The 25,971-nt window shown below is 57.3% G+C and carries 25 protein-coding genes and 1 pseudogene; 18 read left to right on the top strand and 8 right to left on the bottom strand.

Annotated features, from left to right (window positions below):
- Nucleotides 1-119: 119 nt before the first annotated feature.
- The 3 genes from TSA66_RS21625 to TSA66_RS21615 all read left to right on the top strand — a co-directional run bounded on the left by TSA66_RS21625 (nucleotide 120) and on the right by TSA66_RS21615 (nucleotide 2,025).
- Nucleotides 120-1,091 (top strand): restriction endonuclease, encoded by a 972-nt coding sequence (locus tag TSA66_RS21625; protein WP_040041476.1) that lies wholly within the window; start codon nucleotides 120-122, stop codon nucleotides 1,089-1,091.
- Nucleotides 1,092-1,459: 368 nt separating this feature from the next.
- Entirely contained in the window at nucleotides 1,460-1,675 is a 216-nt protein-coding gene (locus TSA66_RS21620) for a hypothetical protein (protein WP_040041475.1), read from the top strand.
- Nucleotides 1,676-1,722: 47 nt separating this feature from the next.
- Nucleotides 1,723-2,025 (top strand): cupin domain-containing protein, encoded by a 303-nt coding sequence (locus TSA66_RS21615; RefSeq protein ID WP_084199807.1) that lies wholly within the window; start codon nucleotides 1,723-1,725, stop codon nucleotides 2,023-2,025.
- A gap of 372 nt (nucleotides 2,026-2,397) precedes the next feature.
- Here the strand turns inward: TSA66_RS21615 and TSA66_RS21610 are convergent, their stop codons facing one another.
- Entirely contained in the window at nucleotides 2,398-2,904 is a 507-nt protein-coding gene (locus TSA66_RS21610; protein ID WP_052452503.1) for a DUF2127 domain-containing protein, read from the bottom strand.
- 312 nt (nucleotides 2,905-3,216) lie between these two features.
- Here TSA66_RS21610 and TSA66_RS21605 point away from each other — a divergent pair, with 312 nt between their 5' ends.
- Nucleotides 3,217-4,131, top strand: a complete 915-nt coding sequence (locus tag TSA66_RS21605) for a hypothetical protein (protein WP_040041473.1) — start codon at nucleotides 3,217-3,219, stop codon at nucleotides 4,129-4,131.
- A 569-nt stretch (nucleotides 4,132-4,700) separates the two neighbouring features.
- Nucleotides 4,701-5,828 carry an NAD(P)/FAD-dependent oxidoreductase gene (locus tag TSA66_RS21600; RefSeq protein ID WP_040041472.1) on the top strand — a complete coding sequence of 376 codons (1,128 nt, stop codon included), beginning with the start codon at nucleotides 4,701-4,703 and terminating at the stop codon, nucleotides 5,826-5,828.
- A gap of 773 nt (nucleotides 5,829-6,601) precedes the next feature.
- Here TSA66_RS21600 and TSA66_RS21595 read toward each other — a convergent pair.
- Complete coding sequence (locus TSA66_RS21595; RefSeq protein ID WP_040041471.1) at nucleotides 6,602-7,186, bottom strand: JAB domain-containing protein; 585 nt, start codon at nucleotides 7,184-7,186, stop codon at nucleotides 6,602-6,604.
- Between the two features lie 338 nt (nucleotides 7,187-7,524).
- Here TSA66_RS21595 and TSA66_RS21590 point away from each other — a divergent pair, with 338 nt between their 5' ends.
- Nucleotides 7,525-7,740 (top strand): hypothetical protein, encoded by a 216-nt coding sequence (locus TSA66_RS21590; RefSeq protein ID WP_040041470.1) that lies wholly within the window; start codon nucleotides 7,525-7,527, stop codon nucleotides 7,738-7,740.
- On the opposite strand, the gene TSA66_RS27175 is transcribed toward TSA66_RS21590, so the two are convergent.
- Nucleotides 7,717-8,220 carry a hypothetical protein gene (locus TSA66_RS27175; RefSeq protein ID WP_157691752.1) on the bottom strand — a complete coding sequence of 168 codons (504 nt, stop codon included), beginning with the start codon at nucleotides 8,218-8,220 and terminating at the stop codon, nucleotides 7,717-7,719. The two genes, TSA66_RS21590 and TSA66_RS27175, sit on opposite strands and share 24 nt — an antisense overlap.
- 77 nt (nucleotides 8,221-8,297) lie before the next feature.
- Entirely contained in the window at nucleotides 8,298-8,579 is a 282-nt protein-coding gene (locus TSA66_RS27170) for a hypothetical protein (RefSeq protein WP_157691751.1), read from the bottom strand.
- 759 nt (nucleotides 8,580-9,338) lie between these two features.
- Between TSA66_RS27170 and TSA66_RS21575 the strand changes: the two genes are divergently transcribed.
- A complete protein-coding gene (locus TSA66_RS21575) occupies nucleotides 9,339-9,950 on the top strand; it encodes a hypothetical protein (protein ID WP_040041467.1) in 612 nt (203 codons plus the stop codon).
- 521 nt (nucleotides 9,951-10,471) lie between these two features.
- Here the strand turns inward: TSA66_RS21575 and TSA66_RS21570 are convergent.
- Nucleotides 10,472-11,569, bottom strand: coding sequence for an integrase domain-containing protein (locus tag TSA66_RS21570; RefSeq protein ID WP_052452502.1), 1,098 nt, complete (start codon nucleotides 11,567-11,569; stop codon nucleotides 10,472-10,474).
- 1,139 nt (nucleotides 11,570-12,708) lie between these two features.
- Here TSA66_RS21570 and TSA66_RS27885 point away from each other — a divergent pair.
- The 6 genes from TSA66_RS27885 (at nucleotide 12,709) to TSA66_RS21545 (ending at nucleotide 15,594) form a co-directional block, all read left to right on the top strand.
- Nucleotides 12,709-13,212: a ParM/StbA family protein gene (locus TSA66_RS27885; RefSeq protein WP_232429512.1), complete on the top strand. Its 504-nt coding sequence runs from the start codon at nucleotides 12,709-12,711 to the stop codon at nucleotides 13,210-13,212.
- Entirely contained in the window at nucleotides 13,167-13,739 is a 573-nt protein-coding gene (locus TSA66_RS27880) for an acetate and sugar kinases/Hsc70/actin family protein (RefSeq protein WP_232429511.1), read from the top strand. The genes TSA66_RS27885 and TSA66_RS27880 overlap by 46 nt, the downstream gene beginning before the upstream one ends.
- Entirely contained in the window at nucleotides 13,729-14,013 is a 285-nt protein-coding gene (locus tag TSA66_RS21560; protein WP_040041466.1) for a hypothetical protein, read from the top strand. The genes TSA66_RS27880 and TSA66_RS21560 overlap by 11 nt, the downstream gene beginning before the upstream one ends.
- 49 nt (nucleotides 14,014-14,062) lie before the next feature.
- A complete protein-coding gene (locus tag TSA66_RS25825; protein WP_157691750.1) occupies nucleotides 14,063-14,533 on the top strand; it encodes a CFI-box-CTERM domain-containing protein in 471 nt (156 codons plus the stop codon).
- Nucleotides 14,530-15,075, top strand: coding sequence for a CRISPR-associated protein Cas4 (locus tag TSA66_RS21550; RefSeq protein WP_157691749.1), 546 nt, complete (start codon nucleotides 14,530-14,532; stop codon nucleotides 15,073-15,075). Before TSA66_RS25825 ends, TSA66_RS21550 begins: the two co-directional genes overlap by 4 nt.
- Before the next feature lie 234 nt (nucleotides 15,076-15,309).
- On the top strand, nucleotides 15,310-15,594 hold the full coding sequence (locus tag TSA66_RS21545) for a hypothetical protein (RefSeq protein WP_198358865.1): 285 nt from the start codon (nucleotides 15,310-15,312) through the stop codon (nucleotides 15,592-15,594).
- Between the two features lie 3 nt (nucleotides 15,595-15,597).
- Here the strand turns inward: TSA66_RS21545 and TSA66_RS21540 are convergent, their stop codons facing one another.
- Nucleotides 15,598-16,248 carry a PEP-CTERM sorting domain-containing protein gene (locus TSA66_RS21540; protein ID WP_040041463.1) on the bottom strand — a complete coding sequence of 217 codons (651 nt, stop codon included), beginning with the start codon at nucleotides 16,246-16,248 and terminating at the stop codon, nucleotides 15,598-15,600.
- A 639-nt stretch (nucleotides 16,249-16,887) separates the two neighbouring features.
- On the opposite strand from TSA66_RS21540, the gene TSA66_RS26415 reads away from it, so the two are divergent.
- Together TSA66_RS26415 and TSA66_RS26410 are read left to right on the top strand one after the other, a co-directional pair.
- Nucleotides 16,888-17,337 carry a helix-turn-helix domain-containing protein gene (locus TSA66_RS26415; protein ID WP_084199805.1) on the top strand — a complete coding sequence of 150 codons (450 nt, stop codon included), beginning with the start codon at nucleotides 16,888-16,890 and terminating at the stop codon, nucleotides 17,335-17,337.
- On the top strand, nucleotides 17,277-17,945 hold the full coding sequence (locus TSA66_RS26410; protein WP_332309959.1) for an IS630 family transposase: 669 nt from the start codon (nucleotides 17,277-17,279) through the stop codon (nucleotides 17,943-17,945). Before TSA66_RS26415 ends, TSA66_RS26410 begins: the two co-directional genes overlap by 61 nt.
- Here the strand turns inward: TSA66_RS26410 and TSA66_RS21530 are convergent.
- Nucleotides 17,866-18,414: pseudogene (locus TSA66_RS21530) on the bottom strand (transposase); the annotation flags it as partial. The gene TSA66_RS26410 and the pseudogene TSA66_RS21530 sit on opposite strands and share 80 nt — an antisense overlap.
- A gap of 416 nt (nucleotides 18,415-18,830) precedes the next feature.
- Between TSA66_RS21530 and TSA66_RS21525 the strand changes: the two are divergent.
- The 3 genes from TSA66_RS21525 (at nucleotide 18,831) to TSA66_RS21515 (ending at nucleotide 22,929) form a co-directional block, all read left to right on the top strand.
- Nucleotides 18,831-19,298, top strand: a complete 468-nt coding sequence (locus TSA66_RS21525; RefSeq protein WP_040041461.1) for a ComEA family DNA-binding protein — start codon at nucleotides 18,831-18,833, stop codon at nucleotides 19,296-19,298.
- Nucleotides 19,299-19,680: 382 nt separating this feature from the next.
- Nucleotides 19,681-20,418 carry a hypothetical protein gene (locus TSA66_RS21520; RefSeq protein ID WP_040041460.1) on the top strand — a complete coding sequence of 246 codons (738 nt, stop codon included), beginning with the start codon at nucleotides 19,681-19,683 and terminating at the stop codon, nucleotides 20,416-20,418.
- A 306-nt stretch (nucleotides 20,419-20,724) separates the two neighbouring features.
- Entirely contained in the window at nucleotides 20,725-22,929 is a 2,205-nt protein-coding gene (locus tag TSA66_RS21515) for an OsmC domain/YcaO domain-containing protein (RefSeq protein WP_040041459.1), read from the top strand.
- A 371-nt stretch (nucleotides 22,930-23,300) separates the two neighbouring features.
- Here the strand turns inward: TSA66_RS21515 and gyrB are convergent, their stop codons facing one another.
- Entirely contained in the window at nucleotides 23,301-25,796 is a 2,496-nt protein-coding gene (gyrB, locus tag TSA66_RS21510) for a DNA topoisomerase (ATP-hydrolyzing) subunit B (RefSeq protein WP_040041458.1), read from the bottom strand.
- Nucleotides 25,797-25,971 lie beyond the last annotated feature (175 nt).

Raw genomic sequence — 25,971 nt, 5'->3', positions numbered from 1 at the left:
TCGTCTTGAGACGCCGAGGCGATGCGCTGGGGCGCTTCTGATATCCCATAAACACGGGATATCTGTCGTCATTACTTTCCGATGTAATCTCATTGTCAAAATGAAACTGTGGAAAGCATATGGGAAGGCGTCGCAAAAATAAAGGACTTGCAGAAGTATTGGTAGTCCTACCTTGGCAGGTAAGTGCCGGTTTTGCAGGTGTTGGCTTCGCAGTGCTACGCTGGGGCATTCCATCCATATTTTCCCGCCATCCGGTCCTTGCAGGATTGGCGGCCATGGCCCATTCCGCTGCTTGGCTCGCCTTAATTGGTTTTGGCTGCATCAGCATGATTGCATTTGCCCGAGCCAAGGCACAAGTCAATTCTGTAGCAACGAATACGACAGGCCGCCCGTCCCAAAGAAAGAGCATCGAGCCATCCATAACAGCGCTCCCGCCTGACATGGGAAAAGATTGGCGGAGCGGGACGCAGCTGGAAGCCGGGTGGGGAAATTCGGCCGTTGGTGCCGCGGGCCAGACCGCTACTGGCATTGCTGCTGATGCCTGGTCGTTGGAAGCACTACGCGTGTTGGAGTGGAAGCGCTTCGAGCTGCTCTGTGCCAAATACTATGAGGCGGTCGGTTTCAATTCACAGACGATCCGCTGTGGCGCCGACGGCGGAATCGACATCAAGCTGTTCAAAGTTGATCCGAACAAGCCGTTAGCTGTGGTTCAGTGCAAGGCGTGGAATGCCTATTCGGTTGGCGTGAAGGAGATCCGGGAGCTGTTAGGCGTGATGGCGCATGAGAAAGTAGGCCGCGGTATATTTATCACGACGGCCACCTATACCAAGGATGCATTGGAGTTCGGCGCAGCCAACCCGATTTATCTACTGGACGGTATGGGGTTTGTGGGAAAGATCAAGGAATTGCCCAAAGAGCGGCAAGACGCCCTGTTGAAATTTGCGTTCGAGGGCGATTTTAGAACGCCCACCTGTGCGTCCTGCGGTACCAAAATGGTCCGCCGTGAAAGCAAGCGAGGGGTATTTTGGGGATGTGTGAACTACCCGAAGTGTAAGAGTACGCTTCCAATAAAAGGGAAGACTGCTTTATGAACGCTACAGCACCCGGGGCAGTCCTCTGCTAGAGGCGGCCGAGGTTGTGCAAAAAAACGGGCGCTCTTGCTCGGAATGGCACTACATAGCCGGCGAGAGTGAAATCACGGCGTTACATCTTGGCGAATCTTTTGGCGCTCGTCGCGTTTTCTGCACAATCTCGGTCAATTGCGGACGTCCGGTGGCTTCACATCACACCCAGAAGCTGTTGGCGGATGTTTCCTTTAGGTGGCTACTCGATCGGTCGCTTTAATCAATAAACTGCCCGGTACCAGAGCATTTTATGTTTCCGACTTTAAACATTCAAGTAAAATACATGTTTTAGTAAAGTAATTGCCTTGAGCATGAGATCACCTGAAGAAACCGGAATGCAGATCAACGAGAAGAATCTCACGCTGGCTTTTTTACCCGGAGTCTGGAGCACGGACGACTACATTCGCCAATGGGCGCGCCAACAGGGAATGGCTGGAGAATGCATCGTTCCGCTTCAAAGCCTGCATGATGAATGGCAGGCAAAGATCAATTTCGATCAGGACGGACATCCGATTGAACGCATTGCCGTGTTCGCACAACCTCGCATTTAGCCAATCACGGCCGCTGCAATAAAATTTTTTATCTTGAGTTTTTTTCTATGGCTCACATTCCGACGCCCCTGCTTGGACTGGGTAAACTGAGTAGCGTGGCAGGCGACGTGACCGTCGCAACGCGCGAAAACGTCAGTACTGCGGTGCATACGCATCCGACCACCAATTACGTGACCGTGACAGAAGGAATTCTGTACTTGACGATACACGGCGTGGAGCGGGAAGTTCGGCCGGGTGAATGGTGCATCATTCCCGCTTATGCGGAACACGCCGAGCGTTTCGTGGAAAAGACATCGGTAGTCGTTTTCTGGATCAAGGACCAGGCCGATCAGTCTAGCGGACGTAACTGAAATTGACTTCCAAGTGGCGCCGGCAGCCCCGGACGTCGGTTTTATCTTGGATTCTGTTGAAAAAGCCTTCCAGAAATATCCGACAAGGCAGATTGCTGCCATAACGATTCGTCAAACGAATTAGTCATATAGAAAAGCAGGAAAATGCGCTACTCCCTTGACCTAATGCACTCGCTTCGATAGCAAATAAATATTTCTCGAGAGTTTTTCAACAGAATCTCTTGGCAAGCGGCCGGAGCATAACGAAGCGTTAGCCGGGCTACAGGCTGCTCCAACGGGGAAAGGCCCTTTCCTTGCCTATAGCTGCCGGATGAGGGGGGCAACAACAGGTGAAAAGTGGCCACAACCGCACCCTCACGGTTGTTATGCAATTTAATGGTTTATAAGGTCATGTCGTCGCCAGAGTTGGACGGTTAGAAATGCGACTAGGAACATATTCCCCACCAGAACGAGACCATTGATCAGTGACGGCCTGTGCAACAGGTGGTTAACTTCAAACGGGATATAAATTCCCCCCGAAAGAGCCCCAAGCCATTCGCCCCAGGCGTAATCGTTCCAGAGTCCGTAGCTTTCCACCAGCCTCACCGCAATGTAACCCGCGGCCAGAAGAAAGAGCGCGTGCAGGTTAGCATCAGGTATAAGGTTGGCATAATGCAAGAGTACCGAAGGGTAATGGGCTTCGGGATTCAAGTGAAAGCGCCCGATGAGCTCTATGGCAAGGTGGCGCACATCGTGATGCATAAGATCAAGAGCGCCAACAACGGCCGCAAACGCCGCGAGACCCTTGAGCGCCTCAAAGGTAGCGATTGCATGACGCATGCGCCGCATTGCGACTGGATGTGAGGGAACGACAGAGTGAATGGGCTTGGAATCAATCATGTCGGGAGCAAGGGCGCCGTTCTTAGACCCTTTAAGATCGGTTTGGCGCTGAGCTTACAGTACTGCTGCTACCAAGAAGGCTGACATACCACAAGAACTGGCCATAAGTAGTCAACGGTTCCCGGCGAGAGGCCTTCGTCATCGAAAGCAGATGCGCGCCGATTCACACTGGTCGTTGTGTGGCTGCTCTACGCAGCCCGAAAATTGCCGTAATTCGCTGATCGCGAAAGCCCCCGCCTACCGCATCGCTTTCGGCTGGCGAGGCAGCCCAATTGCCTGGAAGATAGTGACGGATCAACTGGGGAGGGGGTGATGCACTCTGTCGCGAAATCGATCGACATGCTGAAGGCTGTCCTGGACGGCAAGACGTACGAGGCTGTCGCACAAACATTCGGCATGACGCGCTCGGCCGTCGAACAACGCATCAAAGCCTTGGCGCGTGATGTGCAGGCAGTCGTTGGCGTGGAAGGTGTGGACGAGGATGTGATGCCGACGGCGGCGAGCATGCGGCGCTGGAAGGAGAGCTATCTGGAGGCGTTGGAGCACTATCAGCCGGAACGCGCGAGCGGTCGGCGCGGCAGGAATGCTGCAGTCACCGAAAAGGAGATCGACCTCGCGGTCGACCGCACGCGCCGGATGAGCCGATGTCCGAACCGGGATGTCGCGCTGCTGCTGGTCCTGTTTGCGTCGGCCGCCAAACCGCTCGAGATTGCGCGCCTGGAGGTGCGCGACTATCTGCATGCGGATGGTTCGGTGCGGGAAGAGTCGATCCTGCGTCCGGACGCGGCGGTCAATGGCAAGGCGCGTCCATTGTTTTTCGTCAGTGCGAAGGCCAATGCCGCCATTGATGCTTACCTGGACGAGCGACTACGGCGAGGGCACGGCGTGACTAGTATGGCGTCGTACCGGGGACTCGATCCTGCGAGCAGACTGTTCCTGACTGATGAGGGAAAGGCGATGCCAATCCGAGTCCGGAAAAAGGACAGCCGATGCCACTCCCATTGTGGCTTGATCCTGGACATCTACCGAAAGATCTTTGCGCGCACTGGCATCAAGGGTGTGTCAGCACTCAGCGCGCGCAGGACAGTGGCGCAAAAGCTCAAGGAGCGTGGGACCGATGATAAAAACATCGGCAGAATATTGGGACTGAAGGAAAAAAATTCGGTGCGCAATCTATTGTCGAATCGGCCCCAGCCACTGAAAGCGATGGTGAAAGAGCTGATCTGAGCTTGGCATTGCAGCGAAGCTGCCTTACATGAAGGCGGGCTACGTAACGTGCACATTGATCGTAACGGATGGATGCGTTGGGGGCGCCATCGCCTGATTCCATCGCTCTGCTGAGACAGGTACGGCTGGCGGTTGCCTATATACCGAAGCACAATGCCGACGTGTCTTAGCGTCGTTGTTGTACGTGCCCGGCGCTGCTCAAAGGCGGTCGTAGTACGACGAGGGTGGCAGGGATGGAGGTACCGGAAAGATCGTTCGCCGATTCTATCGGTATCCAGCATGCCCAGAACTGACTGCGCCATGACAAGTGGGGGATTGCATTGGCGTTCTTCGTGGAAAATGCGGCATCCGCTACCCATCACGGCGTCTCGTGGGCACCATTACGCTCCGACGGAAATTAACATGGCAGCACTCCGCGGAAATGCGTCCACAAGTGACGCCAGACGGAAATACGGCAAGTATCGTGCTCCCGAATACTGCCATAATAGGTTGCGGGGCCAGCGGTGCATTTTTGTGCCCAGGAGCATGCCATCGGCTAACCCAACATTGCGATCAACAGTGCGAGCAGTATGAACAGTTTGAAGGCAGACTTCCTTGTGATCGGCGCTGGCATTGCCGGGGCATCCATCGCGTATTGGCTGTCGCGGCATGCCCAGGTGATGGTCCTGGAACGCGAATCTCACGCGGGATACCACAGCACAGGCCGCTCCGCAGCGCTGTACATGGCCAGCTATGGCCCGCCTCAAGTGCGCGCACTGACGTGCGCCAGCCGCGCCTTCTTCGACGCGCCGCCGGCAGGATTCTGCGCACATCCGCTGCTCACGCCGCGCGGTGCCCTGGCCTTTGCACGAGAAGGACAGGAGGCCGAGCTGGAGGCGCATGAAGCGGTCGTGCGCCAGGTGTCGGCTGTCGACCGCCTTGACAAGGAGGAAACGCTCGCCTGCATCCCCGTACTGAAACCGGACGGGCTGGTCGGCGCCGTGCTGGAGAAGGATGCGGCCGATATTGACGTTGACGCCCTGCTGCAGGGATTCCTGCGTGGTGCGCGCGCCAATGGCAGCACTGTCGCTTGCGATATGCAGGTGCAAGGCTTGCGCCGATACGATGGCCAGTGGCAGGTGAGCACGAACCACGGCGTCATCAGCGCCAAGGTCATCGTCAACGCCGCCGGCGCCTGGGCAGATGAAATCGGTCGATTGGCCGGCACACGCCCGATCGGCCTGACTCCCATGCGCCGCTCGGCAATGCTGTTTGCGCCGCCGGAGGGTATCGCAGCCGACCGCTGGCCGCTGTTGATGGATATCGGCCATTCCTTTTATGTGAAGCCCGATGCGGGGCTTCTGCTGGGGTCGCCATTCAATGCGGACCCGGTCGAGCCGCATGATGTCCAGGCCGAGGAATTGGACATCGCGATCGCGATCGATACGATTCAGACGCAGACGACGATGACGGTGCGCCGGCCCAGGCATGTATGGGCCGGGCTGCGGTCGTTTGTTGCCGATGGCGAACTGGTTGGCGGCTATGACCCCGATGTACCCGGTTTCTTCTGGGCAGCCGGACAAGGGGGATATGGTATCCAGACCGCTCCGGCTGCCGGGATGCTATACGCTTCGCTGGTTCGCGGAGAACCGGTTCCCGACACCGTGGCGGCTTTCCATGTCAACCTGGAGGCACTGAGCCCGAAGCGCTTGCGTTGATCGGCATCGGGGCGGTTAGCCGCGACTCTGCCACACCGCATGGCGTAACGGGCCGCACCAACCGGTTCGCAACGTGACAGGTACGGCATCGCGTCACTCCAGAAGTGGCCGCCGTCACGCGTGGTGGCTCCTGCTATCGACTGGATTCATGTCGACATCCCTGGGCCCGGCAAACAGAATTTTTCTTACCCTAAGTCGCCGCATTATCGCTGGGCGTGTTGAAGGCATCTTCCAGCGACGCCGCCTTGGAGCGCACCGTGCCGCGATATCACGCCGGGCATAACCAATGGCATGCAGTTTTCCGGTATTGATTCTTTTCATTTCCATGACGCCCTCATGCGTAGCGATCGTCCTTGTCATGCCTGCGATATGCCGAAGATATGCCCGCTGGGATGCGAAAGCGAACCGGCGAACTCGGCCTCTTGCTGGCGGACGGCATTCCACGTCGCGGCTGACAGGTCGACGTGATCCAGGCGTGTTGCGCTAAGTGTAGCGGCACGCACGACGTCGATGATGCTGCATGTTCCTGTCCACCTCCGCGGCAGGGGAGAGCGGTTCCATGGCGTTCCAGGTCGGGGCCATCAAGGCCATGCACCGTGTCTCCTGCCATGGGCGTGGCGTTGACGAACGGCGTCTTTCTCACTTCCCGGGAGCGCGTGCGTTCCGGGGACGCTGATAGGCAACAGGCCCGCGATAGCGGGCCTGTCTGCATCGGTGCTGCGTGACTGTCAGCCTGCGCATCCCATGTTGTTAGAGGGCGGCCGCGGTGCGGCTTACAGCAGGCCGCGCTCGGCAAACGACAGGATCTTTTCGCCGGCGACGACGAAGTGGTCGACGACGTGCACGTCGACCAGCGCGAGCGCAGTCTGCAGCCGCTGCGTCAACAGGATGTCTTGCTGGCTCGGCTGCGGTTCGCCACTGGGATGATTGTGTGCCAGTACCATCGCGGCCGAGTTATGGGCCAGGGCCGATTTCACCACTTCGCGCGGATACACATTGGCATACGTGAGTGTCCCGCGCGACACTTCTTCGGCGTCGATCAGGCGATGTCGCACGTCCAGGTGCAGCACGAGAAACATCTCATGTTCCAGGCGCGCATACCGCAGGCGCAGCCAGTCACACACGACCCCCGGGCAATCCATGATCGGGCCGGACCGCATGTCGGCCGCCAGCTGCCGCAGCCATAGTTCGCGCGCGACAGCAAGTTTATGGCTGACCTCGGCGTCACTCGGTGCATACGGGAGCACATCGGACGACGTAGGTAATGCCGGATTCGCACTGTCTGCAATGGACGGGTGAAACGGGGCGACCAGTGCACGGGCGAGATCCGTACGTGAAAGAGCTGACAACGGGTTCATGGTGTTCTCCTAAAAAATAGCGGGAGCACCACCCCGCACGGGAAGAGGCTTCCCGCGGGGGATACGCATGCAGGGCATGCGCAATGAAAAGGCGTTACCGGTCGCGTGACAAGGACCGGCAGCGCCGACGGACGACGGTGGGCGTACGGCGGCGATGGGCCGCAATAGGCCTGGGGCGCGTGCCGGCCTCGTACAGCACGCCGGCATGCAACCCTCGCCGGGTTTCAGCTGTCTTAAACGTCAGTAGGGACGGTGCTCACGGACGCAGACAGTTCCGTCGCTTCGCCCACTCGAGAAGACACGGTTGTCCGTGCTGCCCGACGACGCGGGAGAAAACAATGCTAAGACTTGGAAACGCGATTCGACTGACATCGAGGGAAATCGAGCGCTTCACGAAAATCACCGGGTTTAGCCCAGCGTACGTGAAGACGGTCGACGACCTCGATGCCTATGTCACACACTGCAAGCGCTATTACTGGGGCGTGTCGGAAGATACGCGCTTTTTACACTGGCTCATCGACAAGGAGCGATCACGCTGCTTTGGGGCTGCGTGACTCCTCGGTGCCATTGGCATCGCCCGCTTGTCTGGCGCCCGTCGATCCGTCCTGACTTGCGAAGTCTTCCCGCTGATGGGCGAACTCGGACTCCGTGGCCAGCCGTCTTGCACGCCGTACTGCTGGTTCCGCGTGCGTTTCGGGCAGACATTCGACTGCAATGTCCCTGCCGAGATGCAGCGCTCTTCGCAATGCCGCCAGCGGCGCCGCTACGGCAATGCCGATGGCCAGGCGCACGAACTGGCCGATGCGTTTCGCCCTGGCCTGTCGCTCCTGGTGCCTGCGCACGGTTTGCCTGCAACGCAGGTACAGGGCGGGATGGGCGCGCTTCAAGTCAGGATCGGCATCCAAGTGCTGGATCAGTTCGGCGGCAACGGCAGGGTCGCCGCTGCAACGATAGAAACCAATCCACGCCTTGTCTTCTTCGTACGCGACGGAGACCCGGCGCGGTGCGTGTCGACGATTTTTCTCTAGCGACATGATGTTCTCCGATGAAAACGATGGCCGCTTGCCTTCTTGCTTCAGGCTCGCGGTTCCTGTGGGAATCCGTATCCGTGCTATCGACAGCGACCTGTCGGGGCCGGCGGGTGCGGGCTGGGACGATCCAATTCCTGGAACTCGTTTTCAAAGATCAGCGCAATCGCGTGGGGCGCGAGCGAATGGTCATATATGCGCTGCAGATAGCGGGCGCGGCGCCGATGACCGGCACGCGTTGCTTTCTCTATCCGGCGCTCCAGCGACAACGCATTCTTCAGGATGCCGATCCAGAAATCGGCGTCCCAGTCGGGCAGCGGTTGCGAGGGGCAATGCCGGCGGCGAGCATGCTTCTTGGCTTTCATCGTGATTTCTCCTTCCAGGGGGATGTCAAAAGAAAGGGGAAACACGCAACCTCCCTCACGGGAAGACACATGTTCCCCGCTTGGGATTCCTCCAGGCCGGCCGGCATGAAGGAATTGGTCGCGCACGCAACACACGTGCAAAAAAGAAGGCCCGCGGTCCTGTCGAACTGGGGCCTCACTCTGTGAAAGCATGGCCATGCCCAGGCTGGGTGCCTGGCCGCGCACGCTTCACGGTCACCACAACGTCTGGTGACACATTGGTGTCACGCTGGTTCTGCTTTTCAGCAGAACGATCAACTGCGTCGTTGGTACGACAGGATCGCAATGAATGCCGATCGCTCCAGGGGCGGGTAACGACCGCAACGCCACTGCCTCAGGAAGGCGGTGGGCTTCATGCGCGTCTTGGCGACAAGCCGACATGAAGGCGATGTGAGAGCGATTCCCACAAAAAGCGATTTCAGTATTGCAGCAGGCATACCGAAGATCAAGGCGTCCATGTTGCGTAACGATGCAGCAAGCGGGAAACGCACCGGGCAGCGCGGGGTTTTCGTCTTGCCAGCGCAGGTAAAAAAGGGTGGGCGTCTTGGCCCGTGTATGCCTCACCTGGGCCGTGGCGGATGGCCACGGCCTGCGTGTCACGCTTTGGCAGCAGAGAGCAGCGCATGGCGCGAGCCGTTACACTTTTTTAACAATGAGTAGTGGCAGATGGCGTATCGTGATTGCGGTACCGTCTAAGGCAATGATCGTAGCGGGGGGAATATGGATGTGACCAGCAATGCAGTAAACGAGGCACTTGCCAAGCACAACCAGCGCATCGATGAATACGTGGAGAAATTTCGCGCCTATGAGGACTTGCGCGTTCTCATCCAGCGCCTGATGGTGCCGATCCAAGAGCGACAGAAAAAGACGATCGATGAGATCAGTGCGCGGCTCGAGGAGCTCGAAGGATATTTTATCGAGCTCGGCTACCTCGACGAGGGCGGCTACTTTGATCTGGATTCCTATCAACGTATGCGGGTAATGCGGCAGATCGCCGATGGCCAGATACGCGCCCTCGAGGACGTACCTGCAGCATGGCGTGACGAGCTCGTGGACGCTTTCCATGACGATGCCCGCACCGAGGAGGGGCTGGACATCAATGGTGAACGGTATCGCCAGACAGAAGCCATTCGCGACGATATGGAGAGTACCTATGAATGGTTAAAGTGTGAACTTGACCCCGTGGCCGGGTTACATGCGCGCGAGGGATTCGAGGAGTACCTCGCCGGCATGAAGGATGTTCCTCAGTTGCTGCGGCAGTTGATTGATAGCCTCAACGAACTGTGGTTCGATTACAAGGCCGCCGCGCGGGCAGTGGTCTATCACTTTTGAGCGGCACGCCGGCATGTGAGGGCCGGAGTATTCACGTCCAGCCAGCAGCGGGTAAGCAGTGCAGTGCCGATGTCTTCGCACTTCGGACACGACTGTCAGACAAGCTGACATGATGCTGTGGTGAGAATGCTTGTCACCATGCCAATTATCTTGCGTAGTACGCGTTGGCGGTCGTCGTTTAGTGGTGTTGGGCACCTTGTTACGCAGGGCGAATTGTCGGTACGATGCCAAACGACAGCCCGATCGCTTGCGCCGCCTTGGCCCGGTCATCGCTGAAATTGGCGAAACACAATGGGCCTTGAGCCCGGTATGCCGATACGGCTCTACTTCGGTGTCGCAAGGGCGCGCGTCCAGTGCCACGGTTGCGGCTATCCTGTGATATTGCCGGTCTCCCCTAGAAGACAACGCGCATCACTCCTCCACCCGATAGGGAAGAGACCACCGGTTGCGATATAGCGACGTCGTCGACTACACGGGAGGGAGACGTACCGTTGAATTGGCCACAGGATAGATGCACCGATCTATTCTTGAGACGGTGGTTCTGACGGCACTCCCGGGTTGTGTGCCGAAATGTCCGGCGCACGTGGATGTGCGGCCGATCCCAGGTAGGCATTGCTGATTTGTGGCCGATTGTGCCCCAGCTGGCGCGCCACTTCCAGATAAGCCGCCTTGAGGACATCGGGATCGGCCAAAACGCCGCCGCCACGAACCGGCGCCTGGAGCTGCGTGACGTCGAAAAACAGATCGCCGGCGAACTGATGCCGCAATCCATGCGGCGTGACGCCCAGTCGCTTCATGCTGATGCCGGCCTTGCGCATGACGTTGTCGAAGCGGTCAAGCGACTGTTTCAGCGTCAGCCCGGGTCGCCCGACATGTGAGGAGGGATAGGGGGCAAGCCGCAGCGCGAGCTCGAGCGCGCGTCGTTGGCCATCGGTGCGCACGGCTGTAAAGCGCAGCCGCCCACCCTTGGTGCCTCTTTTGACGCGAAGGAAGGCGACATACTGGTCGGATACAGGATGACTGGCTGGAATCGCATGGGCCGGCACCAGAGCCGCGTGCGGGCAGAACATGACCGCTTCCTTGCGGCGCAAGCCGAAGTGCAGCATCAGGTTCAGTTGTGTGGCGACATGCTCATCGATTCGAGCGACGGCGGCAATCGCTTCGTCAGCGCTCACGTGATTGCCGGACCAACTCTTATCCGTGCTCGCCGTGTAGGTGCGTGAAACCAGGGCTGGGTCGGCGACATAGCGCTCTGCTGCCAATACCATACCGGGCTTGCCGATCCAGGTGGAAAATACGCGCAGGAAGCTGAGCTGTTGCTGGATGTATGCCGCGCTGTATGGTCGGTCCGGCAGTGCGACGCCACGCCTCAAGCATAGTGGCGCGAGTGCCGGATCGGCTGTCCAGAATTGCGCGAGTACTTTGATGTGATTCCCATCCAGATTTTTCGGGTCGGGAGTGAAGCCGAGGTGGCGCAGCAGAATGAAGCAGCGGAACAAGGCATGCGCGCGGGCGGATGCCGTACTGTGCGAGACGGACTTGTGGCGTACGCCATGGCGGTAATTGTGTTCGTCCAGAATCGCCTGCAGTTTCCTTTTCCAGTTTCTGTTATTGCCCATGGATTGCCTCCTTCATGATGCGCCGCCGGCCCGTGCACGGGCGATATGCGTGGTCGCGTTGTATAGATACCTGGTGCATCGTCACTCCTATCGCTGGAAGATTGCGTTACTGTCAGCGCGCAGCATGGCGATTGGCCGAAATGAACCTGCCAGGGAAGAGCGGGCCAACGGCATTCTCAGGCGCGGGCAAACCAATTTGAAACGTGTTGCTCGGAGGGCGGATGCGATTCGTCGCGAGGCGCGACATGGTGTGGCTTAAAAATGTGCGTGCGAGACGCTCCCGTGTTTCCACGGCTTGCATCCCCCCACTTCGGGAGCGGGCGCGAACGGCGCGCAGGCGCCGCAGCGGCATCCGGGTGAATGCCCGGATCCGAGACTCGGACGGTTGTCATTTCTTCCTCGATTGCATCCAGGGCCCTACCACCAGGCCCGCTGATCGATGGCGTGCTGATCGCGGCGCGCGACGCCTCACGGGCGACGCCACGCTACGCCGCTGGCTGATTCTCAGACAGCGATAAGCGCACGCGGGAAGAAATTACTCGGTTTAGCGGAACGCATCGATCAGGTCGGTGCGTGAATGAGTCGGGCTCATTCCTATCTCAAGCCGTGCTCGACGGCACCGGCGCTCGGATGGCCAAGGGCCACTGCTTCTATGGAAAAGACCGAACTCAGTGGTTCGGCGCTCTGCGGACAGGTAACGACTGTAACGCCGCATTGAGAACGCGATGTTCATGGAAGCGGGTCCCGACAGCGCAATCAGAATAGGGCCGGCTGCAACAGGCAGTCAAGCGGTTCGCCAGCGAAAAGCTGTCGTTATTGATGGCGTAATGATTCCGTAAAAGCGGGCATGGCGGCATCTGGCCTTGCCGAGAGCAGAGGTTGGGTGACCTCTGATCGTCGATCGTGTTGACGCGCGAGACGCTGTGCCGTATTGCGCAGTCGCGGATCAGTTGCCGACGACGGAGTGCAGCCCGGGCTGCATAAACAAGCCATTTGGGAGGCCGTCACCATGCAGGCGTCGACGACTGCGGCACCAATTAGCTAATGTCAAATGCGCTCCTGATCCCGGCGTATTTTGAGTGGCTATAAGCGGAAGGTTCGAGCTACTTTGTGATTGCCGAATTGTGATGGAGAGAAAAATGGGAGCAGTCGTTCGTGCAATCGACGTGGGGCGAGGCAATACCAAATATGTCGCCAGTGACGATGATGGCGGCATCAAATGCCTGCACTTCCCGTCCGAAGCTTATCCGTCCGAAGCGGATAGAAAGGAAGACGGATTTGGCAGCAGGCGCAAGACCGGCAGCATCCCGATCGACGGTTTGTTCTATGAAGTGGGGCCGGACGTTCATCTGGCGGCGGACGTGTTCAATGCCAAGGTACTGCAGCACGATGCTTACTTTGAAACGCCCGAATATCTGGCGCTAGTGCGTGGAGCGTTGCATTACATGAAAGTCGAGGAAATCGACCTGCTGGTCGTGGGCCTGCCGGTGGCGACTTTCAAGGTGCCGGGTCAAGTCTGTCTGCTGGAAAAGAGGATGATCGGCCGGCATGATCTCGGCGGTGGACGCAACGTTGTTGTCAAGAAATGCATTACGGGATGGTTCACAACAGGCTGGCAGAGTTGCGCCGTGAAAAGAGCTTGATCATCGATCCGGGTGCACGCACGTTCGACTGGATCGTTACGCAAGGGATGCAACAGATCGAGAGTAAAAGCCATTCGCTGAACCGGGGCATGTTCGACGTGCTGCAGAAGATTGCGGAAGGCATCAGCATGAAAACCGGCACGCAATTCCGCGACTTCGAGCTGATCGATGCCGCTCTGCGCGGCGGCAAAAAGCCGGTCTTGTTCCAGAAGGAGTACGACATTTCCGCGCACCTGCCGGTGGCGCGCAAAGTGCCGGAACATGCGGTAGCAGAGATGCGGCATTATGTTGGTGACGCGAGCGATATCCAGAACATCATCATCGTCGGCGGCGGCGCCTTCTTTTTTAAGAAGGCCATCAAGGATGCTTTCCCGCGCCATAAAATCCATGAACTGAAAGACGCGCTCTATGCCAACGTGAAAGGATTTCAGATCGCCGGCCGGTTGATTAGCGCGCAGGACGAGCCGTCGCGCGGCATGCCGGTTTCCACATCCCGGGAGCCAATGGAGGCACCCCATGGCCAGTAATGACGAGGACGATGGCAATGTCCTGCGCATGAATGTGCGCCTTGATCGGGAAGAGTACCCGGAATTGTTTAACGAGCTCAAAAAGATCAGTAAGGGGATGAAGCGAACGCAACGGTTAAAGCTGCTTGCCAGTGAAACTCTTCTGCTCGCAGGTCGGGTGCGTGGCCCCCATATTTCTGATACCCCTCCGATACCGCAGAAAGAATCGGCACTGGCGGCGCGCGAAAAGGACGTGGCGGCGACGCATGAACTGTTCCTGCCACCGATTAAATAACGCTGGGCCGCCGTGCCACGAGAGGAAATGACAAAGCATGGAAGATGGGATGCCGGGAAGACGTCGCGATACCGTGAGTGCGTCTGCGCTTGCGCAGATGGGGGGGTGCGAGCGCCTTGTCCGGTACGAGGCGCGGTATGGCAAGCGCATGTCGGCTGATCAGCGCAAGGCGATCGAGCGGGGACGACGGGAACATGGCCAGTTTTTCAGGGACGCTGCGATTGCTACCCCAGGCGTGCAGACCAGCCTGGAGAAACCATGGTGCTTCATTGCCAGCGTAACTTATGGGCAAATGGCGCCTGAAACGCAGACCTTGCGTCAGTTTCGCGACCAGGTGTTGTGCCAGACTGCCGTTGGCAGGCGCCTGATCCGGTTGTATTACCGCGTGTCGCCTCGGTTGGCGGCATGGCTCGCCGGCCGCAAAACGGCGATTCTTCTGTCCAGCATTCTCCTGCGTCCGGCCGTGGTCATTGCCCGTGCCGTGGTCAAGCTATCGCGTTACCGTACCGGCAACGAATGATGAACGGAATTTCAGTGATGATCTGGTTGGGCATTGCCACCGCAGCGCTGGCGGCGTGGTGCTGGCTAAAGGTATTCAGCGCAAGATCTCGCGATTCGGCATGGCTGCCCGTGGAGCTGAAGGGAGCCAAACTCCTATACGCTGAACAGCGCTTCACGATCACGAATCCGCTTGCGCTCGTGGCGAGGGTGGATCGAGGATATGCGCTCAATGGTACGGTGCATCTTGTCGAATTCAAGACCAGGGAGGTCCCTCGTGACTATCGGTCCGACATTATCGAACTGTCCGCCCAGCGCCTGGCTGTCGAGCAAAGCACTGGGTATGCGGTCAGTGATATCGGCTATGTCGTCATCCAGAGCCCAGCGCGAGGAGAGCGGTCGGTGCAGCAAGTCAGGCTAATGACGGCGGAGAACGTCGTGGCGTTGGCGCAGCGCCGGGCTCGGATTCTGGAAGGCCGGATCGTGCCTCAGTACACGAAGAGCGAAGCATTGTGCCGCAAGTGTGCTTTTCAGGAAGAGTGTCGGCCTGAGTTAGCATCATGAAACTTGCTTTGATTTCGTTTGGGACTGCAAGAAATGAGTGCATATTGCGGTGTTGGTAAGCGGCTTACTCGGCACCGTGATTAGTCGTAATCGTGCTCATAATCCGACTGAAACGTGCCCAAGATGGGACCTTGCCAAAATTAAGTTGACGGGCGGAAACCGACCCAAACCAGTCAGTTGACTTCCTTGAAAGCGGACATAGCCGTGTCAAGTTTCAACGCACGGGTCTCAAAGATGCTGACCGCATCGTTCGGTCCAGGAACAGCACGGAAGATAGAAATCGAGCTTGGTCTGCCCATCCACTTTCTGGACGGTGCGGATGGAATGAGTGAAGCGAGGAACGCTTCACTCGGCAACACTGCGATGGTCTACTTGACCGAGCGCGAACAGCAAATCATCACGGCCTTCAGGTTGGCAACGGATGCTGGCAAGGCCTTCATCGCAAAGGCGGCAAATGGCCAACGCATTACGGCTCAGCCGTTTGCAGGCTCCTCGCAGGAAGGAGCCTGGGCTTCTTGATGCTCAGGAGGCCTTCGTAGCCTTGCGACGAATTGCGCCCAATCCGAGAAATCCCAGACCCATCAGGGCGAGGCTGGCAGGCTCCGGCACTTCGGTCGCGGTCAGGGAGCGCAGGAGGATGTTCCCGCTGGCGGCTTCGACGATGGCGTAGCGATTGTTATTCACGCCGAAGTCGTAGAGCGCCGGATAGTCGGAGCTGCCTGTCACGAAGCCGCTGAACTGGGACAGGCTGGTCAGCGGAGCGGTGCTGTTGCTGAAGCCGACCTTCCACTGTTCGCCGCCCTGCACGGATTCGAAGCCGAGCTGCAAGTCTTGGCCCACCAATGAGCCAAGGTCGAGGATAAGTGCTTCGACGACAGACGCATTAAGAATAGGAATGTAATAAGGGTCATTGATTTCATGGTCCTCCGAAAGGAGAAGACCAAGGCCCCTCTCGTTGGGATCGGCGCTGGCCTTGCCAAAGAGGCTGGCCGGGGTCAGCGTGCCGTTGATGCCCCTGGCCCCATAAGCCGTGACCGGGCCATAGGTCTGGCTCAATCCGAGGAAGCCGGTGGGCGAACTGAAGTCAACCGTGATGGCTGCGTTGGCCGTAGCTGCGGTGCCGAATGATGAAACAAGGGAAAGACTAAGCAAGGCCTTCTTGAAGAAGTTCACATTATCCCCTTCGAATAGATGAATGTGCGGGCTTATGGCGGTGCCGTGCCCACGGTCGAAAGGGATAGCAGGAATTAGGCCAGAGAAATTTAATTCTTTTGCATCAAGGAGTTGCGCAATCTTACCTGAACAATCTATGGCGCACTGTAAAGAAGCTCGACACTGCCCAAGCCCCAACCGCGGCTTTGAGTGCCAGCAAAGCTGCAAATGAATTGCGCAGGCAGACTTGCTTCGTAACTCCCTGGATGTACTTCATCGGGCCGCAAGCCCGGCCTTTTTGCCGCTCCATCTTGATACTGTAACGACCGAACCCGACACCGCCAAGGACATCCGCAGAGAGCGCCTGCGGACCGTCATGGAGACCTATTTCCTGGGCAGTCGCCAAGGTTTCTGTGAACGGTTCGGCGTCTCAAAGGCGCGGGTTTCAAAGATGCTGACCGCATTCGGTCCAGGCACGGCACGGAAGATAGAAATCGAGCTGAGCCTGCCGATCCACTTCCTGGATGGGGCCGATGGGATGAGCGAAGTGACGAACGCTTCCCTTGGCCACACTAGAGCGGTTTTCAGAAAGATAAAAGGAAAAGGAACATCAGACGCAAAAGGATGTCGTGATAAGGTGATCAAGCCGGAGGTGTCATCATGGCTGCTCCCTATTCATTGGATCTGCGACGGAAGGTGGTTCAGGCCTGCGAGCGCGGCACGCAGTCGCAGCGCGAAGTAGCCGAGTTGTTCAACGTCAGTTTGTCTTTCGTCGAAGCATTGTTGCGCCAATACCGGCGCAGCGGCGGCGAACTCGTCCCGCAACGACGCAAGCGTGGGCGACACGAATTACTGGACGATGACTGCCGGGGCCAGATCCGACGATGGTTACAGAAACAGCCGGATCTGACGTTGCAGGAGTTAATCGGACGGTTGTGCGCAAGTAAAGGTGTCGTGGTTAGTGCCCCGACCATGAGTCGGGCATTGCATCAAATGGGCATGCGTCGAAAAAAAAGACAGTCCACGCAAGCGAGCGGGATACAGCGCGCATACGTCTGGCACGTCGTCGGTACCGCAAGCAAATCGCCTGTTTCCCAGTCAAGAAGCTGAAATTCATTGACGAATCGGGGCTCAATATTGCCATGACGCGCCGTTATGGCAGAGCGCCACGCGGCCAACGGGTCCATGATGCAGTTCCGAAAAACTTTGGTCGCAATATCAGTATTTTGGGAGCGCTGTCCTGGTACGGCATGAATGCCGTCATGACGATTGAGGGCGCGGTCGACACTGCAGTCTTCAGGGCATACGTGCAGCATGTCCTGGTGCCCACGCTGCGTGCGGGTGACATCGTGGTCATGGACAATCTGAGCGTGCACAAGGTGGCGGATATTGAAGCGCTGATCACCACAGCAGGCGCGCAACTGATTTACCTGCCACCGTATTCGCCAGACTGGTCACCGATTGAGCCGTGCTGGTCCAAACTGAAAACCTGGTTACGCGGGATGAAAGCCCGAACCCGAGAAGCACTTGATCTGGCATTGACCAAGATCATCGGGAAAGTCAGCAACGGCGACGCCAGAGGCTGGTTCGCTCACTGTGGTTATTCCCCAGTGGGTCAATTCTGCGTGAACATCAACAGGCTGAATCCATTTCAGACAGATAGCGTGCAATGCTCGATTCGATTTCCTGTATCCGGCGTTGCAGCTTGGCTTGGGTGAAGTTCCTGTCACGGTTGTTCACTGCCTTGAACTTGCTGCCGCTAATGGTAACCAAGGCTTCAGTAAACAGATCGAGCTTGCGGCATACGAGAACAAATTGGCGGCAAACATTGCGAATGCCCTTGCCGTTATCCTTGCGGAAGTTGGCGATCGTCTTGAAGTCGGGAGCGAGCCGGCCAATCAGCCACATCAACTCGACATTGCGCTGCGCTTCCCTCTCCAGCCTGCGGCTGGATTGAATGCGGTTGAGGTAACCGTAGATGTAGAGTTTGAGCAAGACGGCGGGATGGTAAGACGGTCTTCCTGTTCTGGCCGGCGTCACACCGTCGAAACCCAGGGTCGCCAGATCGAGCTCCTCGACGAACGCATCGACCACACGCACCGGATTCTCTTCGCTGATGTAGTCGTCCAGCCGATCCGGCAGCAACGTGCTCTGCGTCCGATGTTCCTCTTGAATGAATCGCTTCATCGATCCTCCGGTGTCTTCAGCCCGACAGCCTATTCAACACTCAAGAATTAATCGCGGTGTTCGAGAGGATCAACAATGAGTAAACAATTTGCGCAACCGCGTTTTTACACACTCTGGGCCGACTGCTGTCTCCCGGCAAATTTTCGTGAACGTCCACTGGTAAACCGAAAGCGGCCAGTTGCTAGAAAATATTGAAAATCAGCAACCAGCCATATGCTGTCGTTGAGGAATTTTCTTAAGACGATTATTTGTCGATGCTTTTATAGCAGCATGGCTCAGAACAATGGCCGAAGGTGCTCGACTATCCTGTCGGCCACTATTGTGCGTGACTGTTGGCCTTGAATTCTTTTCAATACTGACTGTCGTAGCAATACGGACGGTATAGATGCGCCGCCGCTTTAACGAAGGAGAAAGCCATGCTGAAACGCCTGCTTTTCATGTTCGTCGCTCTATGGATGTCCGTAGGATTAGCCTTTGCGCAAGTCGATGTGAACAAGGCTGACGCTCCCGAGCTGGACCGCATCAAGGGCATCGGTCCAAAGATCTCAAAAACCATCATCGACGAACGCAACAAGAACGGCAAGTTCAAGGACTGGAACGATTTCGAAAGCCGGGTCAAAGGTATCGGCGATAAGAACTCCACGAAGATGTCCGAAGCGGGACTGACGATCGACGGCAAGTCCAAGCCGGGCACCACAGTTGCATCAAAAGAGTCAAAAACGAGCGCATCCAGCCCAGCAGCCACGTCTTCGTCTTCTTCCAGCAGTAAGAAAGCAGCCAGATCCAACAGCGCGAGCATGAACAGCGACGGCTCTGCCGCGAGTGGCAAGGGCGGTTCAAGAACAGACAAGAAGCCACAATCGGGCGCTTCCGCTACGCAATAGCACACTGCGCGCCGAGGCCGGCAGCCCTCGCTCACACGTCAGTCACTGAGCGAAAAGGAATGGCTGTGCGCGTGTTGTCTTCCGGTGAGCCTGCGCTAGATCGCGCCGGCGATCAAACTTATTTGACCTGCATGATTCTCGATGTCTTTGCCCAGACGGTTGTATTGTCTACCGTTTCCACGACATCGCCTTCGCCCATGGGTTTTGAATATGGACTCAGACCGATGATGCGATGCTGCCCTTCCTCGCAGTTATTCTGCAACAGGAGAGGCCGAGAATATAAAGTCTTCTTCCAGAGAAGGATGGGGTCTTACGGTTTTTAAGCACTGCCGCCGGTGAAGCAAGCCGGGCTTTCTCACATTTTCGTGCGATAGGGGGATTGATGCTCTGCAGATTCGTTATTGCAATATCGCTGTTTTGGGCAGCTTCGCTTTCATATGCTCAAGAACGTAATGCCGACGCGGTTGACAAAGTGATCGCCAGTTTGTTTGCGAAGCAAAGTGGGAAATTCCTTTGCTTATCGCAAAATGAGTCCCATGCAACGATCCGCACTACGGTGATGAACAGCTTGAAAGGCGTCGATCTCAAGGACAAGGCTTCGCAAGATACTATTTCGAAAGTGATCTACACCAAGTTCCCATGTCCTTTCTCGCCCGATCGGCCAGAATTGCGGCCGGCAAGAATTGAAGACATCAAAGGAATGTGGCTGTTTCCTGTAGCGTCTCAACGATACCGGTATGGGCCCCAATCTCCATTGTGGGAATCCCGAGCAGGGCTTCCTCCGATCAGATGCGAGGCAATTGTCTATGGTGCAAACGGCAGAATGGCAATCGATCAAGCTGTCGGAAGCGCTGCCTGCCCCACCTCAGAGAAAATGAGAAAACTGGAAGCCCAGCCCAAGGGGGAGTCATGGTCGTTTATCCGGGACGGCCGCATACGAGTAGACAGAACTGATGCTCCCAATGACTTTGAGGAATGGGATCTCTTTGTCGTCGAAAAGAATTTTGATTTTGCTGGAACGACGTTTCGTAAGGGGGACATGGTCGAGTACCGCAGGCGTGAAAAGGGGAATGAGTTCAATGTGGCGACGATGTTTCGCCACCTGCAGAAAATGCCATGAAAATTAACTTCTTACTCGACGCTGAGACGTAAGCGTGCTGGTCAACCCGGCGTTGAGCGTCTGCTTTTTAGAGATGCAGCCGGCCGGTTTGGGTCGGACGTTCCATGTCACCCTCTCTTGGTGACCGGCCGGAAGGTTCCCTATAGCCGCCGGCGTCCCTGGTAATGAATCGGACTCAGTGCGGCCAAAAGACATGCGACCACATTAAAAAGCGACCACTCCTTGCTCGCCTTTTTCTTTGTGGGACGCCCACTTGACGGATAATGACGGCCACATCATTTTGCGCACCGCTTTTGGAATTCCCCCATGGAAATTAAGGTCAATTTTCTCGACAAGCTTCGTCTTGAAGCCAAGTTCGATGATTTCACGGTCGTAGCCGACCAGCCTATCCGCTATAAAGGCGATGGCTCGGCGCCTGGTCCCTTCGATTACTTTCTGGCCTCATCGGCCTTGTGTGCGGCTTACTTCGTGAAGTTGTACTGCAACACTCGCAACATCCCGACCGAGAATATCCGCCTGTCGCAGAATAATATTGTTGATCCGGAAAACCGTTACCAGCAGATTTTCAAGATCCAGGTCGAGTTGCCGGCGGATATTTCTGAGAAGGACCGCCAGGGTATCTTGCGCTCCATTGACCGTTGTACGGTGAAAAAAGTAGTGCAGACCGGACCCGAGTTTGTGATTGAAGAGGTCGAGAATCTGGATGCCGATGCGCAGGCCTTGCTGACCTTGAAGCCGGCTCCTGACGCCAGCACCACTATTCTGGGCAAGGATCTGCCACTGGAGCAAACCATCGCCAATATGTCGGGCGTTCTGGCAGACCTGGGCATCAAGATTGAGATCGCTTCCTGGCGCAATATCGTTCCCAATGTGTGGTCGCTGCATATCCGCGATGCGCACTCGCCGATGTGTTTCACCAATGGCAAGGGCGCGACCAAGGAAAGCGCGCTGGCGTCGGCCTTGGGCGAGTATATCGAACGACTCAACAACAACCATTTCTACGCCGGGTCGTTTTGGGGCGAAGACATTGCCAATGCGGCGTTTGTCCATTATCCGAACGAGCGCTGGTTCAAGCCGGGTCGCAAAGATGCGCTGCCGGCTGGAATTCTCGATGAATACTGCCTGCAAATTTACAATCCCGATGGCGAGTTGCGGGGCTCGCACCTGATCGACACCAACTCCGGCAATGTGGAGCGCGGCATCTGTTCGCTGCCGTTTGTGCGGCAGTCGGACGGTGAAGTGGTGTATTTCCCGTCCAACCTGATTGAAAACCTCTACGCCAGCAACGGCATGAGTGCCGGTAATACGCTGGCCGAAGCGCAAGTGCAATGTCTTTCCGAAATCTTTGAACGCGCGGTAAAGCGTGAAATCCTGGAAGGCGAAATGGCACTGCCGGACGTGCCGCAGGAGGTGCTGGCGAAATACCCGCGCATTCTGGCCGGCATTCAGGGGCTGGAAGAGCAAGGCTTTCCGGTGCTGGTGAAGGATGCGTCGCTGGGTGGCGTCTACCCGGTGATGTGCGTCACTTTGATGAACCCGCGCACTGGCGGTGTCTTCGCTTCGTTCGGCGCGCACCCAAGCTTCGAGGTAGCGCTGGAACGCAGTCTCACGGAATTACTGCAGGGGCGCAGCTTCGAAGGCCTCAACGATCTGCCTCAGCCCACCTTTGAAAGCAACGCGGTGACTGAGCCAAACAACTTTGTTGAACACTTCATTGATTCCAGCGGGGTGGTGTCGTGGCGCTTTTTCAGCGCCAAAGCGAATTTCGATTTCGTCGAGTGGGATTTCTCTGGCCAGGGCGAAAATTCCAATTCCGAGGAAGCCGCGACCTTGCTCGACATTCTCGAAGACATGGGCAAAGAGGTGTACATCGCGGTGCATGACCAGCTGGGCGCCGTCGCGTGCCGGATTCTGGTGCCCGGCTATTCGGAAGTCTATCCTGTCGAGGATCTGATCTGGGATAACACCAACAAGGCGCTGTTATTCCGCGAAGATATCCTGAACTTGCATCGCTTGGACGACGCCAGTCTGGAAGCGCTGCTTGAACGTTTGAATAACAACGAGCTCGATGAATACTCCGACATCGCCACGTTGATCGGCATCGAGTTTGACGAGAATACGGAATGGGGGCAGCTGACCGTTCTCGAGTTGAAGCTCCTTATTCACCTCGCCTTGCAGCAACTTGAGGAGGCGCACGAGCTGGTGGGCGCGTTCTTGCAATACAACGACAACACGGTCGAGCGCGGATTGTTTTATCAAGCCTTGAACGTGGTGCTGGAGGTGCTGCTCGACGACGACCTTGAACTGGACGATTACGTGGTCAATTTCCGCCGGATGTTTGGCATTGCGCGGATGGACGCGGTGCTGGGCTCGGTGGACGGCAGCGTGCGCTTCTTTGGCTTGACGCCAACCAGTATGAAACTGGAGGGGCTCGACCGGCACAGCCGCCTGATCGACAGCTACAAAAAACTGCATACGGCGCGGGCCAATGGTGCGGCGACAGCCAGTTAGGGTTACACGTTATGGCTGGATGCGATGATGTCATTCATCCTCCAGCACAACGTTATGTTCGATACCAGAGCGTCAAGAACTTTGTGGTGAACACCCGATTGCAGCATGGAGAGAGACACGTTCTCCCTTAAGAGCATGCGGCCGCTTTGGGTCGCTGAAGACATATTGGACAGTTCTGGCACCGGCTGATACTGCAACAGAAGCAGCCATTGGTGAAAGGCTTCAGTAAAAAAGGGCTAATCGACGATTAGCCCTTTCTCTTTTCCAGCCCATTAAACACGGCTTAGCCCAGTTGCATTAACTAGCGCCAACCAGTTGTACATTTGTGACGCCAGGCGCATTTACTTTGGCGCTCTACGCCCGACACAAAATTAAACGTCAATATTCCCGGCCTGCAGCGCATTCAACTCAATGAATGCCCTGCGCGGTTCCACGTCGTCGCCCATGAGCGTGGTGAAGATCTGGTCCGCGGCAATCGCATCCTCGATCTGCACCTTCAGCAGGCGGCGCACGGTCGGATCCATCGTGGTTTCCCACAGCTGTTCCGGGTTCATTTCACCCAAGCCTTTGTAGCGCTGCTTGGACACGCCGCGCTCGGCTTCGTCGCGCAGCCAAGTCATCGCTTCGTGGAAGTCGCGGATCGCGAATTCCTTGGCCTTGTCGCCCTGGCCGCGGCGCACCATCGCGCCGGGGCCAACCAGCCCCTTGAATGTGGCAGCGGCATTGGCCAGCACCTGGTAGTCGGGGCCATGCACGAAATCGGCATCGATCGTGCTGATCTTCAGATTGCCGAAATGGCGACGCTGGATGGAGAGCAGATGTTTGGCGGACAGCTCGTCGGATTTGACGACCACTGCGACCGACGGGTCGTTGATTGCCTTGGTCAGCGCCTGCGCCGAGCTTTCGGCGTTGGCTGCATCGTCGAGGTTGAGCACAACGCCGGTCATGATGGCCGACAGCGCTGCTTCGTCTACGGCGCGCGACAGGCGCATGATGATAGCGTTGGCAGTGTTGTACTGACGCACGAGTTCTGCCAGCGCATCACCGACGACCGGGTTCGCGCCTTCGGTTGGAATGAGCGCCGCATCGTGCAGCGCGATCTGCATCATGTACTGCGCTTCTTCGACATCGTCCTTCAGATAGCGCTCGTCCTTGCCGTGCTTGACCTTGTACAGCGGCGGCTGCGCGATGTACACGTGGCCGCGCTCGACGAGCTGCGGCATCTGGCGATACAGCAGCGTCAACAGCAGGGTACGGATGTGCGCGCCGTCGACGTCCGCGTCGGTCATGATGATGATGCGGTGGTAGCGCAGCTTTTCGACGTTGAATTCATCCGGGCCGATGCTGGTGCCGAGCGTGGCGATCAGCGTAGTGATCTGCTCGGACGACAGCATCTTCTCGAAGCGCGCCTTTTCGACGTTAAGCACCTTGCCGCGCAGCGGCAGGATCGCCTGGAACTTGCGGTCGCGGCCCTGCTTGGCGGAGCCGCCTGCGGAGTCACCCTCGACGATGTACAGTTCGCACAGCGCCGGATCTTTTTCCTGGCAATCCGCGAGCTTGGCGGACAAGCCCAGGCCGTCCATCACGCCCTTGCGGCGCGTCAGTTCGCGCGCCTTGCGCGCGGCTTCGCGCGCACGTGCGGCTTCGACGATCTTGCCGCAGATGATCTTGGCGTCATTCGGCTTTTCCATCAAAAAGTCGGTCAGCGTCTTGGCGACGATTTCCTCGACCGGGCCGCGCACTTCGGACGACACCAGTTTATCTTTCGTCTGGGAGCTGAACTTCGGCTCCGGCACCTTAACCGACAGCACGCAGGTGAGGCCTTCACGCATGTCGTCACCCGCGATTTCGACCTTGGCTTTTTTCGCGAAGTCGTGTTCTTCAATGTACTTGTTGATCACACGCGTCATCGCGGCGCGCAGGCCAGTCAGGTGGGTGCCGCCGTCGCGCTGCGGGATGTTGTTGGTAAAGCACAGAACCTGTTCGTTGAATGCGTCGTTCCATTGCATCGAGACGTCGACGCCGATGGTGGTGCCTTGATCGGAAACCTTCTCGCCGGTGGCCTGGAAGATGGTCGGGTGCAGCACGTTCTTGTTCTTGTTGATGTACTCGACGAAGCCGCGCGTGCCGCCTTCGAACGCGAAGTCTTCTTCCTTGCCGGTGCGCTGGTCGGTGAGCTTGATGTGCACGCCGTTGTTGAGGAACGAGAGTTCGCGGATGCGCTTGGCAAGGATGTCGTAGTGGAATTCGACATGCGTAAAGATTTCTTCATCGGCCCAGAAGTGGACTTCGGTACCGCGCTTGTCGGTTTCGCCGGTTACCTTGATCGGCGAAACCGTGGCGCCTTCCTGCGTTTCAAGTTCGCGGTTCTGCACCACGCCCTTGGCGAATTCCATCTGGTGCACCTTGCCATCGCGACGGATGGTGAGCTTGAGCAGCTTGGACAGTGCGTTCACGCAAGACACACCGACGCCGTGCAGACCACCCGACACCTTGTACGAATTCTGGTCGAACTTGCCGCCAGCGTGCAGTTCGGTCATCACGATTTCGGCCGCGCTGCGCTTGGGATCGTGCTTGTCGTCCCACTTGATGCCAGTCGGGATACCACGGCCGTTGTCGGTCACGGAAATCGAGTTATCGGCATGGATGGTGACGTGGATTTCGGTGCAATGGCCGGCGAGCGCTTCGTCGATGGAGTTGTCGAGCACTTCGAATACCAGGTGGTGCAAGCCTGTGCCGTCCGACGTGTCACCGATGTACATGCCGGGGCGCTTGCGCACCGCTTCCAGGCCTTCGAGGATCTGGATCGAGGACGCACCGTACTGGCTTTGTTGCGGCTGGGAGTTTTCTTGAGGGATCGCGGACATGGCTGCCTTCTGATAAAACGATATACGACAAAAAGAACGAAACGCTGGAGGTCTTGTCTTCACTCTCTACCAAGAGAAGAAAGCCGATCAGCGAAAAATTAAGATTCCAAAAATGCGGCAAAGGGGCGCGCTTCACCCACAGCGGCCCCCTTGCGATTTACGTTAATAAACCGGC

The organism is Noviherbaspirillum autotrophicum (assembly GCF_000818395.1).
Taxonomy (GTDB): domain Bacteria; phylum Pseudomonadota; class Gammaproteobacteria; order Burkholderiales; family Burkholderiaceae_D; genus Noviherbaspirillum; species Noviherbaspirillum autotrophicum.
The sequence above is the reverse complement of the archived record's forward strand: the minus strand, read 5'-3'. Positions and strand labels throughout refer to the sequence as shown.

Excerpts from the sequence above, each read along its gene's own strand:
- TSA66_RS21625 (WP_040041476.1), top strand. The coding sequence starts at position 120 with ATGGGAAGGCGTCGCAAAAATAAAGGACTTGCAGAAGTATTGGTAGTC.
- TSA66_RS21620 (WP_040041475.1), top strand. The coding sequence starts at position 1,460 with ATGCAGATCAACGAGAAGAATCTCACGCTGGCTTTTTTACCCGGAGTC.
- TSA66_RS21615 (WP_084199807.1), top strand. The coding sequence starts at position 1,723 with ATGGCTCACATTCCGACGCCCCTGCTTGGACTGGGTAAACTGAGTAGC.
- TSA66_RS21610 (WP_052452503.1), bottom strand. The coding sequence starts at position 2,904 with ATGATTGATTCCAAGCCCATTCACTCTGTCGTTCCCTCACATCCAGTC.
- TSA66_RS21605 (WP_040041473.1), top strand. The coding sequence starts at position 3,217 with ATGCACTCTGTCGCGAAATCGATCGACATGCTGAAGGCTGTCCTGGAC.
- TSA66_RS21600 (WP_040041472.1), top strand. The coding sequence starts at position 4,701 with ATGAACAGTTTGAAGGCAGACTTCCTTGTGATCGGCGCTGGCATTGCC.
- TSA66_RS21595 (WP_040041471.1), bottom strand. The coding sequence starts at position 7,186 with ATGAACCCGTTGTCAGCTCTTTCACGTACGGATCTCGCCCGTGCACTG.
- TSA66_RS21590 (WP_040041470.1), top strand. The coding sequence starts at position 7,525 with ATGCTAAGACTTGGAAACGCGATTCGACTGACATCGAGGGAAATCGAG.
- TSA66_RS27175 (WP_157691752.1), bottom strand. The coding sequence starts at position 8,220 with ATGTCGCTAGAGAAAAATCGTCGACACGCACCGCGCCGGGTCTCCGTC.
- TSA66_RS27170 (WP_157691751.1), bottom strand. The coding sequence starts at position 8,579 with ATGAAAGCCAAGAAGCATGCTCGCCGCCGGCATTGCCCCTCGCAACCG.
- TSA66_RS21575 (WP_040041467.1), top strand. The coding sequence starts at position 9,339 with ATGGATGTGACCAGCAATGCAGTAAACGAGGCACTTGCCAAGCACAAC.
- TSA66_RS21570 (WP_052452502.1), bottom strand. The coding sequence starts at position 11,569 with ATGGGCAATAACAGAAACTGGAAAAGGAAACTGCAGGCGATTCTGGAC.
- TSA66_RS27885 (WP_232429512.1), top strand. The coding sequence starts at position 12,709 with ATGGGAGCAGTCGTTCGTGCAATCGACGTGGGGCGAGGCAATACCAAA.
- TSA66_RS27880 (WP_232429511.1), top strand. The coding sequence starts at position 13,167 with ATGGTTCACAACAGGCTGGCAGAGTTGCGCCGTGAAAAGAGCTTGATC.
- TSA66_RS21560 (WP_040041466.1), top strand. The coding sequence starts at position 13,729 with ATGGCCAGTAATGACGAGGACGATGGCAATGTCCTGCGCATGAATGTG.
- TSA66_RS25825 (WP_157691750.1), top strand. The coding sequence starts at position 14,063 with ATGCCGGGAAGACGTCGCGATACCGTGAGTGCGTCTGCGCTTGCGCAG.
- TSA66_RS21550 (WP_157691749.1), top strand. The coding sequence starts at position 14,530 with ATGATGAACGGAATTTCAGTGATGATCTGGTTGGGCATTGCCACCGCA.
- TSA66_RS21545 (WP_198358865.1), top strand. The coding sequence starts at position 15,310 with ATGCTGACCGCATCGTTCGGTCCAGGAACAGCACGGAAGATAGAAATC.
- TSA66_RS26415 (WP_084199805.1), top strand. The coding sequence starts at position 16,888 with ATGGCTGCTCCCTATTCATTGGATCTGCGACGGAAGGTGGTTCAGGCC.
- TSA66_RS21525 (WP_040041461.1), top strand. The coding sequence starts at position 18,831 with ATGCTGAAACGCCTGCTTTTCATGTTCGTCGCTCTATGGATGTCCGTA.
- TSA66_RS21520 (WP_040041460.1), top strand. The coding sequence starts at position 19,681 with ATGCTCTGCAGATTCGTTATTGCAATATCGCTGTTTTGGGCAGCTTCG.
- TSA66_RS21515 (WP_040041459.1), top strand. The coding sequence starts at position 20,725 with ATGGAAATTAAGGTCAATTTTCTCGACAAGCTTCGTCTTGAAGCCAAG.
- gyrB (WP_040041458.1), bottom strand. The coding sequence starts at position 25,796 with ATGTCCGCGATCCCTCAAGAAAACTCCCAGCCGCAACAAAGCCAGTAC.